Source organism: Pseudomonas sp. AC193 (assembly GCF_979258075.1).
Genome location: NZ_OZ409832.1, coordinates 3,035,584 through 3,048,258 on the forward strand (window position 1 = coordinate 3,035,584; position 12,675 = coordinate 3,048,258).

General features: G+C 59.3%; 11 protein-coding genes. 10 read left to right on the forward strand and 1 reads right to left on the reverse strand.

What is annotated here, in order from left to right; genetic code table 11:
• Positions 1-111 precede the first annotated feature (111 nt).
• From ACZZ0D_RS13715 to ACZZ0D_RS13750, 8 genes are all read left to right on the forward strand, one after another.
• Positions 112-966: a MurR/RpiR family transcriptional regulator gene (locus ACZZ0D_RS13715; protein WP_159812478.1), complete on the forward strand. Its 855-nt coding sequence runs from the start codon at positions 112-114 to the stop codon at positions 964-966.
• Positions 967-968: 2 nt separating this feature from the next.
• Positions 969-1,613, forward strand: a complete 645-nt coding sequence (locus tag ACZZ0D_RS13720) for a cysteine hydrolase family protein (RefSeq protein ID WP_463553537.1) — start codon at positions 969-971, stop codon at positions 1,611-1,613.
• Positions 1,610-2,941: a type I glutamate--ammonia ligase gene (locus ACZZ0D_RS13725; protein WP_463553538.1), complete on the forward strand. Its 1,332-nt coding sequence runs from the start codon at positions 1,610-1,612 to the stop codon at positions 2,939-2,941. Before ACZZ0D_RS13720 ends, ACZZ0D_RS13725 begins: the two co-directional genes overlap by 4 nt.
• Complete coding sequence (locus ACZZ0D_RS13730) at positions 2,925-3,677, forward strand: N-formylglutamate amidohydrolase (RefSeq protein ID WP_463553539.1); 753 nt, start codon at positions 2,925-2,927, stop codon at positions 3,675-3,677. The genes ACZZ0D_RS13725 and ACZZ0D_RS13730 overlap by 17 nt, the downstream gene beginning before the upstream one ends.
• Positions 3,678-3,756: 79 nt before the next feature.
• A complete protein-coding gene (locus ACZZ0D_RS13735; RefSeq protein ID WP_463553540.1) occupies positions 3,757-5,106 on the forward strand; it encodes an APC family permease in 1,350 nt (449 codons plus the stop codon).
• 118 nt (positions 5,107-5,224) lie between these two features.
• Positions 5,225-6,241, forward strand: coding sequence for an arginine N-succinyltransferase (locus ACZZ0D_RS13740; RefSeq protein ID WP_463553541.1), 1,017 nt, complete (start codon positions 5,225-5,227; stop codon positions 6,239-6,241).
• A 34-nt stretch (positions 6,242-6,275) separates the two neighbouring features.
• On the forward strand, positions 6,276-7,310 hold the full coding sequence (gene astA / locus ACZZ0D_RS13745; protein ID WP_463553542.1) for an arginine N-succinyltransferase: 1,035 nt from the start codon (positions 6,276-6,278) through the stop codon (positions 7,308-7,310).
• Between the two features lie 404 nt (positions 7,311-7,714).
• Entirely contained in the window at positions 7,715-8,584 is an 870-nt protein-coding gene (locus ACZZ0D_RS13750; protein WP_053119221.1) for an isocitrate lyase/PEP mutase family protein, read from the forward strand.
• Between the two features lie 170 nt (positions 8,585-8,754).
• On the opposite strand, the gene ACZZ0D_RS13755 is transcribed toward ACZZ0D_RS13750, so the two are convergent.
• The gene (locus tag ACZZ0D_RS13755) at positions 8,755-9,828 is read right to left on the reverse strand and encodes a diguanylate cyclase (protein ID WP_463553543.1); all 1,074 of its coding nucleotides are present in this window, start codon (positions 9,826-9,828) and stop codon (positions 8,755-8,757) included.
• A 276-nt stretch (positions 9,829-10,104) separates the two neighbouring features.
• Here ACZZ0D_RS13755 and ACZZ0D_RS13760 point away from each other — a divergent pair, with 276 nt between their 5' ends.
• Positions 10,105-11,559 (forward strand): flavin-containing monooxygenase, encoded by a 1,455-nt coding sequence (locus tag ACZZ0D_RS13760; RefSeq protein ID WP_463553544.1) that lies wholly within the window; start codon positions 10,105-10,107, stop codon positions 11,557-11,559.
• Positions 11,560-11,580: 21 nt separating this feature from the next.
• On the forward strand, positions 11,581-12,510 hold the full coding sequence (locus ACZZ0D_RS13765) for an alpha/beta fold hydrolase (protein ID WP_212546123.1): 930 nt from the start codon (positions 11,581-11,583) through the stop codon (positions 12,508-12,510).
• The last annotated feature ends 165 nt before the right edge of the window (positions 12,511-12,675 follow it).

The window sequence follows — 12,675 nt, forward strand, 5'->3', positions numbered from 1 at the left end:
ACAGCTTGGCCCACCTAGGAAAAATTCGCTAGACATGTAACCTCAGTTACATAAATACTGTTTTGGCGAATTGTGAAACAAATTCGACAAACTCATCCAGCAGGAGCCCGGATGCCCCCTCTCAGAGACCTGATCACCGATCCCGGCCTGGATCTTACGCCGTCGGAGCGCAAAGTCGTTCGCGCCTTGCTCGATCAGTACCCGCGCAATGGTCTGGGGCCGATGGCACGTCTGGCCGATCACGCCGGCGTCAGTGATCCGACCATCGTCCGTCTGGTGAAAAAACTCGGGTTTGGCAGTTACGCCGAATTCCAGGACGCCCTTCTCAGCGACATGGATCATCGCCTGCGCTCACCGCGCACGCTGTTGCAGCCTCGCGCACAGCAAAACAAGGACGACGCCTGGAGCCATTACCTGGCCGACAGCCATCGATTGCTGGTCGAAACCCAATCGCTGACCCAACCCGAAGACGTGCGCATCCTGACCGACTGGCTGCTCGACGCGCGGCATCAGGTGTATTGCTTTGGCGGCCGTTTCAGCAGCCTGATGGCGACTTACCTGCTCAATCACTTGCGTCTGCTGCGCCCCGGCTGCTTTGCGCTGGAAGACAACGCGCAATTGCCCGACAGGCTGTTCGACCTGCAACGTCAGGACGTCGTCCTGCTGTTCGACTATCGCCGCTATCAGACGCAAGCGCTGCGCGTGGCCACCGCTGCGAAAACCAACAACGCACGGGTGGTGCTGTTCACCGACATTTATGCCTCGCCGCTGCGCGAACTGGCCGACTTGATCATCAGCGCCCCGGTTGAATCAGCCTCGCCGTTCGACACCATGGTGCCGGCGCTGGCCCAGGTCGAGGCGCTGATCGCCTGCCTGACCCTGCGCACTGACAACCTCGCCGATCGCCTGGACGGCATCGACGCCTTGCGCAACGACTTCGCCACCCACTTGCTGGAGGATAAATAAGGATGTTCAGCCTTCCCCACCGCTCGCCGCGGGACTTGCCGTTTGTCACCGACCATACCGCGCTGTTGCTGGTGGACATGCAGCGTGCCTGGCTCGAACCGCAGTTCGATCCGCACCTCAACGATCCGCACGCCGAGTACTTCCTGACCCGAACGCATATGCAGGTGGTGCCCAATCAACGGCGCTTGCTCAGTGCCTTTCGTGAAGCGCAGCAGAACGTGCTGCACACTATTATCGAAAGCCTCACTGCCGATGGTCGCGACCGTTCGCTCGATCACAAACTTTCGGACATGCACCTGCCCAAGGGCAGCGTGCAGGCGCGGATCATCGAAGACCTGACGCCGGTAGAAAACGAAATCGTTCTGCCGAAAACTTCGTCCGGCGTGTTCAACTCGACCAACATCGACTACGTGCTGCGCAACCTCGAAACCCGTCACCTGATCATCGCCGGCATTGTCACCGATCAATGCGTCGACATGGCCGTGCGCGATGCCGCTGATCGCGGTTATCTGGTCACGCTGGTCGAAGACGCCTGCGCCACTTACAGCGCCGAACGGCACAACGCCTGCCTGAACGCGATTAAAGGTTACTGCTGGATCACCGACACCCAAACCGTGCTCGGCCGGTTGCAGGAGATGCAGCCATGAGTGCGCGCCTGACGCCGCTGCCGATGACCACCATCGTCACCACTGACTTGATCGGCATCACCCGTGGCCGCTCGTTTCCCACCGATGAGCTTGAGCATTATCAAGCGGCGGGTTGCGGCTGGGTGCCGGCCAACAGTGCGTTGACGCCACAGGACGTTATCGCCTCGACCAATCCATGGGGCGCTTATGGCGACTTGCGGCTGATCCCGGATCTGAGCAGCCGCGTCACCGTCAGCAATGGCCCGGACGCGAATGCGCCAGCGCTGGACTTCATTCACGGCGATATCCGCGAGACCGATGGTCGCCCTTGGGGCGCCTGCCCGCGCACGCTGCTGCGTGATGAAGTCGAACGTTATCGCGATGAGTTGGGCTTGCAGGTCAACGCCGCTTTTGAACACGAATTCAACCTTCACGCAGGTGTAGCCGAACACTTGGCGTTCTCCCTCGAAGCCCAGCGTCAAGGTGCCGAATTCGGTGGCTGGTTACTCAGCGCCCTGCGTGCTGGCGGCGTCGAGCCGGAAATGTTCCTGCCCGAATACGGCAAGCATCAATACGAAATCACCTGCCGTCCGACGCTCGGCGTAGCGGCCGCAGACCGCGCGGTGAACGTGCGCGAGATCACCCGGGAGATCGCCCGGCAAATGGGTCTCGACCTGAGTTTCGCGCCGAAAACTGCGGCGGACGCGGTGTGCAACGGTGTGCATCTGCATGTCAGCCTGCTCGATCTGGGCGGTCAGCCGATGCTGTATGACGCTGGTACAAGCAATGGTCTGTCGTCTATCGGCCAGCACTGGGCAGCGGGGGTTCTGCATTACTTGCCGGCACTGTGCGCGTTCACCGCGCCAACGCCGGTTTCGTACGAGCGTTTGCAGCCACATCACTGGAGCGCGTCCTACGCCTGTCTCGGCCAGCAAAATCGGGAAGCGGCGTTGCGCATCTGCCCGACCGTGACTCTCGGCGGCAAATCCGTGGCCCACCAGTTCAATCTCGAATTCCGCGCCATGGACGCCACTGCCTCGCCGCATCTGGCCATGGCCGCCTTACTGATCGCTGGACGCTTAGGCATCGAGCAGCGTCTGGCGCTGAACGCGATCACCGACGAAATTCCCGATTCACTCAACGATGAGCAACGCAAGGCTCGGGGCATTGTTGCCCTGCCCGCCTCGCTGGGCCAGGCACTGGATTGCCTGCGCGACAGTGCAGCCTTCAAAGAATGGCTGCCCAAGCCGTTGCTCGACACGTACCACGCCCTTAAAACCGAGGAACTGGCGCTGACGGAACAGCTCTCGCCCGCTGACCTGTGTGAGCACTATGCACGCCTGTACTGAATCCGCCGAGCTGGGGTTGTTTACCCGATCGGTCTACAACCTGAGCCGCGCCGACTCGACGCATCCTTTGATTCTGGTGTGCGAGCACGCCAGCCGCTACATCCCCGAAGCCCTGAACAATCTGGGCCTGGACGATGCCGCCGCGCGTGAACACATCGCCTGGGACATCGGTGCGCTGCAACTGGCCGAGCAATTGTCGGAACAACTGGGCGCAACGCTGTTGAGCGCAAACTATTCACGGTTGCTGATCGACCTGAATCGCCCACGCCATGCGCCGGACAGCATTCCGGCACAGAGCGAGATTTATCAGATTCCGGGTAACCGCGAGCTGGACGAAGCCACGCGCGAATACCGGCGTCAGACACTGTTCAAGCCGTTTCATGCGCGTTTGCAGACGCTGATCGATGAACGCGTTGCACAAGGACAACCGGTGCGCGTGGTGGGGATCCACAGCTTCACCCCGGTGTATTACGGCCAGCCACGACCACTGGAAATCGGCGTGCTGTTCGGTCAAGCAAAGGAGTACGCGCAACGTCTGCTCGATGGCCTCGGCGAACATCCGCTGAAAGTCGCGGGCAATCAGCCGTACAAGATTGATCCACTGGGTGACATGACCGTGCCCGTACACGGCGATGCGCGGGGCCTCGACTCGGTGCTGATCGAGGTGCGCAACGATTTGCTGCGCAGCCCCGAAGCCGTATCGCGCTGGGCCGGATACCTCGCGCCATTGCTGTAACGAAAGACCGCTGAAGCTGTAAACGATGGACCGACATAACAACTAAAACGACCGATTGGCTGACAAGGAGTTGCGCTTCATGGAAATTGAAGAATTCGGCTACAAGCAAGAATTGAAACGGAGCCTGACGCTGACCGACCTGGTGGTGTACGGGATGATCTTCATGATCCCCATCGCCCCGTTCGGCGTGTACGGCTACGTTAACGCCGAGGCACCGGGGATGGTGCCGCTGGCGTACATCATTGGCATGGTGGCAATGCTGTTCACCGCGCTGAGCTACGGCAGCATGGCCAAGGCTTTTCCGATTGCCGGCTCGGTGTATTCCTACGCGCAACGCGGCCTCAATCAACACGTCGGCTTCATCGCTGGCTGGCTGATGCTGCTCGACTATCTGCTGATTCCACCGCTGCTGTATGTGTACGCGGCGATGGCACTCAACCATTTGTATCCGGACATTCCGAAAGTCGGCTTCATTCTGGCGTTCCTGGTCAGCGCGACTTTCGTCAACCTGCGCGGCATCACTTTCACGGCGCGGATGAACATCATTTTTCTGCTGGCACAGTTGGTCGTGCTGGGCATTTTCCTGTTCTACGCGTGGACGGCCTTGCACAACGGTGGCGGTAACGGCGAGCTGACCCTGGCGCCGCTGTACAACCCGGAAACCTTCAACTTCGCCCTGCTGATGCAAGCGGTATCGATTGCCGTGCTGTCGTTCCTCGGCTTCGACGCGATCTCGACGCTCGCCGAGGAAATCAAAGGTGATCCGGGCAAAAGCGTCGGCAAAGCCGCACTGATCACGCTGATCGTGATGGGGGTGATTTTCGTCGCGCAAACCTGGATTGCCACCGATCTGGCAGCCGGCATGGGCTTCAAATCCGCCGACACCGCTTTCTATGAAATCGCCGAAATCGCCGCTGGCAGCTGGCTGGCAACCGTCACCGGCGTAGCGACTGCATTGGCGTGGGGCGTTGCTGTGGCGATCACCTCGCAAGCCGCCGTGTCGCGTCTGCTGTTTGGCATGGCCCGCGACGGCAAACTGCCGAAAGTGCTGGCCAAGGTGCACCCGAAACACAACACGCCGTACTTGAGTATCTATCTGGTCGCGGTGCTGTCGCTGCTGATCTGCTACCTGTTCATCAATTCGGTCGACACCCTGACCTCGCTGGTCAACTTCGGCGCACTCAGCGGTTTCATGCTGCTGCACCTGACCGTGATCAATTACTACTGGCGTCGGCAGAAATCCGGCCAGTTTATCCGCCACCTGATCTGCCCGGTGATCGGCTTCATCATCGTCGCGGCCATCATGTACAACATGGGCGTCGATGCACAAAAACTCGGCCTGATCTGGATCGCACTGGGGCTGGTGTACCTGTTCTTTCTCAACAAGCTCGGCGCCAGCACCGCACTTCCCGATCCGAGCAATGGCTGACATAAAAAAGGGCGGCGTCTGACAACAAATCAGGCGACCGCTGATTTCGCGCGTGGAAACCGACAGTGATAGTCAGGTTCGGCGAATTCGCCGAATCTTTTGATACAGGAGTACATCCATGCTGGTCTTACGCCCAGTCGAGATAACCGACCTGCCTCAGTTGCAACAATTGGCCCGTGAAAGTCTGGTGGGCGTGACCTCCCTGCCGGATGACAGCGAACGGTTGCGCGAGAAAATCGCCGCGTCCTGCGCTTCGTTCGATCGCGATGCGAGCGCGCACGGCCCGGAGAATTACTTTTTCGTGCTCGAAGATATGGATAACCGGCGCCTCGTCGGTTGCTCCGAGATTGTCTCGACGGCGGGTTTTGATGAACCGTTCTACAGCCTGCGCAACCGCCACTTCACCAGTGCCTCGCGCGAGCTGAACATCGAACACGGCGTGCCTGCATTGTCGCTGTGCCACGACCTCAACGATCACACCTTGCTGCGCGGTTTCCACATCGACGCGGCGCTGGAGCGCACGCCATTTTCTGAATTGCTCTCGCGAGCGCGTTTGCTGTTTATCGCCGCTCATTCGCAACGTTTTGCCGAGGCAGTGATTACCGAAATCGTCGGTTACAGCGATGCGGACGGCAACTCGCCATTCTGGGATGCACTGGGCAAGCATTTTTTCGACTTGCCCTATGTTGAAGCCGAGCGCCTGTGCGGCTTGCAGAGCCGGCGCTTCCTCGCCGAATTGATGCCGCAGTACCCGATTTACGTGCCAATGCTGCCGTTGGCGGCGCAGGAATGTATCGGTCGCATCCACCCGGACGGTCAGGAAGCCTTCGACATTCTTCAGCGCGAAGGCTTCGAAACCAACAGCTACATCGACCTGTTCGACGCTGGCCCGACGCTGTATGCGCGCACCGCGAACATTCGCTCGATCACCCATAGCCAGACCGCTCAAGTCCATTCGCAACCACAGATCGATGCGCGTGGCCGTTATCTGCTGAGCAATGACGCGCTGCACGGTTACCGCGCGATTGTCGCCGAACTGGATTATCAGCCAGGGCAACCACTGGCCCTCACCCCGGCCATGTGTGCCGCATTGCACGTGAGCGAAGGCAGCCCGATCCGGCTGATTGCCCTGTGAGCCGCCCGAACAGGCGCGTAAAAGGAGTTACCGCATGATTGTCCGCCCGGTCAAAGTCAGCGACCTGCCTGCGTTGATGACGCTGGTTCAACAGGCCGGCCCGGGGTTCACCACCCTGCCGGCCAACGAAGATCGCCTGGCCCACCGGGTGCGCTGGGCGCAACGTGCGTTCGCCGAACAGGTGGAACGCGCCGACGCCGACTATCTGTTCGTGCTTGAAGACGATGACCAGCGGGTGATCGGCGTCAGCGCGATGTCGGGTGCTGTTGGTTTGCGCGAGCCCTGGTACAACTATCGCGTTGGTTTGACCGTCAGTTCGGCACCGGATCTGGGGATTCAGCGGCAGATTCCGACGCTGTTCCTCAACAACGAACTGACCGGGCAATCGGAGCTGTGTTCGCTGTTCCTGCGCCATGATCAGCGCACCGGCAGCAATGGACGATTGTTGTCGTTGGGGCGTTTGCTGTTCGTCGCCGAGTTTCCGCATCTGTTTGGCGAAAGGATGATCGCCGAACTACGCGGCAGCGCTGATGCGCAGGGTTGTTCGCCGTTCTGGGACAGTCTGGGGCGACACTTTTTCCAGATGGATTTCACCCATGCCGATCACTTGTCCGGGCTGGGCAACAAATCCTTCATCGCCGAACTGATGCCGCGTCAGCCGCTGTACACCTGCCTGCTCACCGAACAGGCGCAGGCTGCAATCGGTCAGGCGCACCCGAATACCGAGCCGGCGCTGAAGATTCTTCAAGCCGAAGGATTTGCGCACAAAGGTTACATCGACATTTTTGACGGCGGCCCGGTGATAGAGGCGCCGATCCGCAACATCCGCACCGTGCGCGACAGCCTGGAACTGACCTTGAGCCTTGGCACGCCGGACGAACAGGCGCCGTTGTGGCTGATCCACAACCGTCGTCTGGAAAACTGTCGGATCACCGTCGCCCGCGGTCGCCGCGTCGGCAGCAGCCTGGTGGTTGATCGCCTGACGGCGCAACGTTTGCAGCTGCAACCGGGCAATTCGGTACGCGCGGTGATGCTGCCGAATCAACAGCAGCAGGCTGTCGCTGCCTGACGATCCGCCATAGTGGTATATGTGCCAAGGAGACCCCTGTGGCGAGGGGATTTATCCCCGATGGGCTGCGAAGCGGCCCCAAAACAGCCACCTCATTTATCCAGACATACCGCATTTGCCGGTCTTACGACTGCTTCGCAGCCGATCGGGGCGGTGCGACGTTTCGCTAAATCCCCTCGCCACAGTAATCTCCACTCCTCAAAAAATCTCCTCACTTCAGAAATTGCCTGAGCACAGACAAATCCCCTCCCAACAGGTGATACCTTTCAGCAAACAGTCCTTCGCCAACACTGCCCGCGCAAATTCGTCATGATCCTTGACCCATTCGCGTGATAGCCTTTTAAACCTTCGGCGTTGACACATTTGCTCAAGCCTTTCCATTCCTTTGTATTGGTGGAACTCGTATGTCCAGGCTTTCTCATCAAGATTTGCGCCGTAACTTCCGTCAGTTGCTGGCCTCCGACACTTGCTACCACACAGCATCGGTGTTCGACCCGATGTCGGCCCGCATCGCCGCTGACCTGGGTTTTGAAGTGGGAATTCTCGGTGGCTCGGTGGCCTCGTTGCAGGTGCTCGGTGCCCCTGACTTTGCCCTGATCACCCTCAGCGAGTTCGCCGAACAGGCCACCCGTATCGGCCGCGTTGCGCAATTGCCGGTAATCGCCGACGCCGACCACGGCTACGGCAATGCCCTCAACGTGATGCGCACCATCGTTGAACTGGAACGCGCCGGTGTCGCCGCCCTGACCATCGAAGACACCTTGCTGCCCGCGCAATTCGGCCGCAAATCCACCGACCTGATCACCGTGGCCGAAGGCGTCGGCAAGATTCGCGCGGCACTGGAAGCCCGGGTCGACACGGAAATGGCGATCATCGCGCGCACCAACGCCGGCATCCTGCCCAACCAGGAAATCATCAGCCGCACCAAGCAATACCAAGCGGCGGGCGCCGACGGCATCTGCATGGTTGGCATTCAAGACTTCGATCAACTGGAACAGATCGCCGAACACCTGACCGTGCCGCTGATGCTGGTCACCTACGGCAACCCGGCGCTGCGCGACGACAAGCGTCTGGCCGAGCTCGGCGTGCGCGTGACCATCGACGGTCATGGTGCGTACTTTGCGGCGATCAAAGCGACGTACGACAGCCTGCGCGAACAGCGGCAGATCTTCACTCAGGCATCGGATCTGAGCGCGACCGAATTGACGCACACCTATACCCAGCCTGAGGAATACATCCTGTGGGCTAAGGAATACATGAGTGTCAAAGAGTAAAGCGCTGGGTCGGCGGGCCCCTTCCCGAGCAAGCTCGCTCCCACATTGGAACGCGGTCAACTGTGGGAGCGGGCTTGCTCGCGAAGGCGGCGTGTCAGGCACAATTTGAGCGTCTGACCCACCGCATTCGCGAGCAAGCCCGCTCCCACAAGGGTAATGCGCTGCAGCTATCAGACCGAATCAAGCAACTCGTGTCGCGGTTTGCTATCGCAATTGCAGATCACCCGATTGCGCCCGCCCGCCTTCGCTTCATACAGCGCCTGATCGGCATCATTGAGCCAACGGGTCGCGTCAACATGCGCGGGGTCGTACGCCGCCAGGCCGATACTCAAACTGACCTTCAGCGCCGGATTCTGCTCATAAACCATCGTGGCGAACCGCTCGCGCAACGCCTCCATCGCCTGCGCGGCATTGAACAGCGGCAAGTCCGGAAGAATCACGCAGAACTCATCACCGCCATAACGCCCGGCGACATCAGTGGAGCGCAGGTTCTGCTTGAGCATTTTGCTCAACTGCCGCAACACAATATCCCCCGCCACATGGCCGTAGGTGTCGTTGATCGACTTGAAATGATCGATATCGATCAAGGCAATCGCCGCGCCCTGAGTTTGTCGCTTGCAACGTTGAAACATGCTGTCCAGTTGATCCTTCCAGGCGCCGTGATTGAGCAGCCCGGTAAGGCTGTCGGTGCGGCTCAGGGCCAGCAGTTCGCGTTTGTGCTGCCCCAGCGTGTAGGCCTGACGGAAACAGATCCAGCCCAACGCCAGCGGATACAGCATCAGCAGCGGCAAGCAGGCGTAAAGTTGTGTGGGAGAAGTGACCGCAACAAATGCCGGGGCAAACACCACAAGACCAACGCCAACCCCGAGAATCTGCGCCGCCAGGCCCGCCAACAGAAAACGCACCCCGCCGATGGCGACGTTGTTCATGGCCATCATCGAAACGGTGGTGGCGCTGGGCAGCGGATTGAAATGCATCGCCGCGACCCAAAAGCCGCCGAAAAAGGCGTCGATCAATAAATTACGGTGTTCGGCGTGATACGGCGTGGGTGAGCGTCGCGCCCATTGAAACGCCAGATGCGGCCAGACGGCCCCGTTGATCAACATCACCGCCCACACCCAGGCCGGCGGATCAAGCGGATACATCGCCACACTGACGCAAACAAGCCCCAGCGCCAGCCCAATGGTGCGCGATGTATAAAGCCTCCTGGCCAATGAAAGTCCTTTTCCCCCGGTGTTTCCCATAAGGGCCTCGATGACTCGACGGAACCTGCGCACAGCATTGAATAGATGTGCTGGGAGTCTATCAGGGCAACGTTAAATAGCCATCACCGGCCAGCGGCCACAAAACGGCAACAACACACTCCCTGTAGGAGCTGTGGCACGCTGCGATCTTTTGATCCTGGCTCTGACAACAATCAAAAGATCGCAGCCTCGTTTCACTCGACAGCTCCTACAGGCCGAATATTTGGCTATACATGAAAGGAGCAAAACGGAAAAACAACTATAAGAAGGAGGCCCATGCGCAGTTATCAAGTGTTGATCATCGGCAGCGGTTTTGGCGGCCAGTGCGCGGCGGTCAATTTGCTCAAGGCCGGGATCGACGATTTTCGCATGCTGGAGCGACGCGATTTTTTCGGCGGTACCTGGTGCCAAAACACCTACCCCGGCGCAGCGGTGGATGTGCCGTCGCCGCTGTATTCCCTGTCGTTTGCACCGTATCGCTGGTCGCAGATGTTTGCCGGGCAAGCGGAATTACAGCGTTACACCGAACACGTGATCGACCAATTCAACCTCCGCGAGCGCGTGGAACTGCAGGCCAATGTCGAGCGCGTCGAGTGGGATGAGCTGGAAAAACGCTGGACGGTTTACACCAGCGCCAAAGGTATTTACTACGCGCAGTTTCTGATCAACGCCTCTGGCCCGCTGAGCCAACCGGTGATCCCACACTTTGCGGGGCAGGATCGCTTTCAGGGCAAGACATTTCATACAAATAATTGGGATCACGACTACGACTATCGCGGTAAACGCGTCGCCATCATTGGCAGCGGTGCGAGCGCGGCGCAGGTGATTCCGGCGATTGCTCCGGAGGTCGAGCATTTACACGTTTTCCAGCGCACGCCGCACTGGGTATTACCCCGCGCGGATCGCGTTTTCGGGCCGCTTCAACGTTGGCTGCTCGGCATCAAACCCGCCTACAAGCTGCTGAGATGGCTGATTTACTGGCAATTCGAAACCCGCGTGATCGCTTTCAAATACTCGAAACCAGCGATTCATCTGGTGCAGAAGCAAGCTCTCAAGTTTCTCAAACGCCAGGTGCCTGACCCGGTGCTGCGCGAAAAACTCACGCCCGACTTCACCATCGGTTGCAAACGGGTGTTGGTCTCCAGCACCTATTACCCGGCGCTAACCCGCCCCAACGTGACGCTGCACAGCCGCGACCATGGCATCGCCTCAATCAATGAAAGCGGAATCAACACGGTTGATGGCCAACACATCGATGTGGATCTGATCGTCTGGTCGACCGGTTACGACGCCACCGACGGCGTTATTTCCTACCCCGTCAGCGGCAAAAACGCTGTACAACTCAGAGATGTCTGGGCCGAATATCCCCGCGCATACCTCGGCACCAGCCTGCCGGACTTTCCCAACCTGTTTATCGTCACTGGGCCGAACACCGGCATTGGCCATACATCGGCGCTGTTCATCATCGAATCGCAGATGAACTACATCATCGACTGCATAAGAACGCTCAAAACCAAAGGTTTGCGCAGCATCGAAGTGCGCCCCGAAGCGGAACGTACCTACACTGAGATGATCCATCGGGAGATGGAGCGCACGGTCTGGAAGTCCGGCGGTTGCCACAGTTGGTATCAAAGCAAGAGCGGTCATGTGATCGCGATGTTTCCCGGCTTCAGTTTCAGTTATTACCGGTTGACCCGGGCGCTGAAACCGGCCGACCACATTCTGTCCTGAACACGTAAAAGGAAGACGTCGATGCTTTTGCTGTTTGTCGCCCTCGCAGTATTCGTGGCCTGGAGCTGGTTGAGTTACCCGGCGGTCGGCCATTGGCTGTACGACCTGAACATGGCCATCGAGGCCAAGTTGTACAAGTTGCACAAAATCGAAGTGCCGATCGCCGAGATGACGGTGTCGACCTGGCAGGGTGGGCCTTATGAAGCGTCCAGCGCGATCCTGATGTTGCACGGCTACAGCGCCGACAAGAATTTGTGGCTGCGCTTCGCCCGGCATTTTGTCCGGCAGTATCGAGTGATCATTCCGGATCTGGCCGGCCATGGCGAAACTGGCTTCAAGGCGGGCGGTGGTTACGACATTCCGCTGCAAGCCAAACGCATGATTCAGTTGCTCGACGTCTGCGGTGTGGAGAAAGTCCATGTGATCGGCAACTCGATGGGCGGCTACATTGCGGCGTGGCTGGCGGCGACGTACCCGGATCGCATCGCCTCGGTGGCCTTGATCGACCCGGCCGGCGTCACTGCACCGCAGGCCAGCGACATGGAACGGCATCTGGCGCGCGGGCATAACCCGTTTCTGATCAATTCCCGCGAAGAGTTCAAAAACTTCTACGCGATGACCATGGAATCGCCGCCGTGGGTGCCGAAACTGGTGCTCGACGCGATCGCTCAGCGCTACGAACAAAATCGCGATGACCTCGAAGAAATCTTCCGCGACTTCCGCGCCAGCCCGCCGATGGAGCCGAAACTCGCTGACATCAAATGCCCGGCGCTGCTGCTCTGGGGACGCAAGGATCGGCTGATCGACGTCAGCAGCGTGCCGGTCTGGAGCAAGGGCATCGCCAATCTGCGCGTGGACGTGTGGGATAACGTCGGGCACATGCCGATGGTCGAACAGCCGTCGAATACCGCGCGGTTGTATCGGGAGTTTTTGGGTAATCAACGCGCATGAATGTAATCAACCCATTCCTGTGGCGAGGGGATTTATCCCCGTTGGGCTGCGCAGCGGCCCCAGCTCTTCCATTGAGTGGTATCAGACACACCGCACTCTCAGGATTGGGGCCGCTGCGCGACCCAACGGGGATAAATCCCCTCGCCACAATGGAAAGTGTGCATC

Excerpts from the sequence above, each read along its gene's own strand:
- ACZZ0D_RS13715 (WP_159812478.1), top strand. The coding sequence starts at position 112 with ATGCCCCCTCTCAGAGACCTGATCACCGATCCCGGCCTGGATCTTACG.
- ACZZ0D_RS13720 (WP_463553537.1), top strand. The coding sequence starts at position 969 with ATGTTCAGCCTTCCCCACCGCTCGCCGCGGGACTTGCCGTTTGTCACC.
- ACZZ0D_RS13725 (WP_463553538.1), top strand. The coding sequence starts at position 1,610 with ATGAGTGCGCGCCTGACGCCGCTGCCGATGACCACCATCGTCACCACT.
- ACZZ0D_RS13730 (WP_463553539.1), top strand. The coding sequence starts at position 2,925 with ATGCACGCCTGTACTGAATCCGCCGAGCTGGGGTTGTTTACCCGATCG.
- ACZZ0D_RS13735 (WP_463553540.1), top strand. The coding sequence starts at position 3,757 with ATGGAAATTGAAGAATTCGGCTACAAGCAAGAATTGAAACGGAGCCTG.
- ACZZ0D_RS13740 (WP_463553541.1), top strand. The coding sequence starts at position 5,225 with ATGCTGGTCTTACGCCCAGTCGAGATAACCGACCTGCCTCAGTTGCAA.
- astA (WP_463553542.1), top strand. The coding sequence starts at position 6,276 with ATGATTGTCCGCCCGGTCAAAGTCAGCGACCTGCCTGCGTTGATGACG.
- ACZZ0D_RS13750 (WP_053119221.1), top strand. The coding sequence starts at position 7,715 with ATGTCCAGGCTTTCTCATCAAGATTTGCGCCGTAACTTCCGTCAGTTG.
- ACZZ0D_RS13755 (WP_463553543.1), bottom strand. The coding sequence starts at position 9,828 with ATGGGAAACACCGGGGGAAAAGGACTTTCATTGGCCAGGAGGCTTTAT.
- ACZZ0D_RS13760 (WP_463553544.1), top strand. The coding sequence starts at position 10,105 with ATGCGCAGTTATCAAGTGTTGATCATCGGCAGCGGTTTTGGCGGCCAG.
- ACZZ0D_RS13765 (WP_212546123.1), top strand. The coding sequence starts at position 11,581 with ATGCTTTTGCTGTTTGTCGCCCTCGCAGTATTCGTGGCCTGGAGCTGG.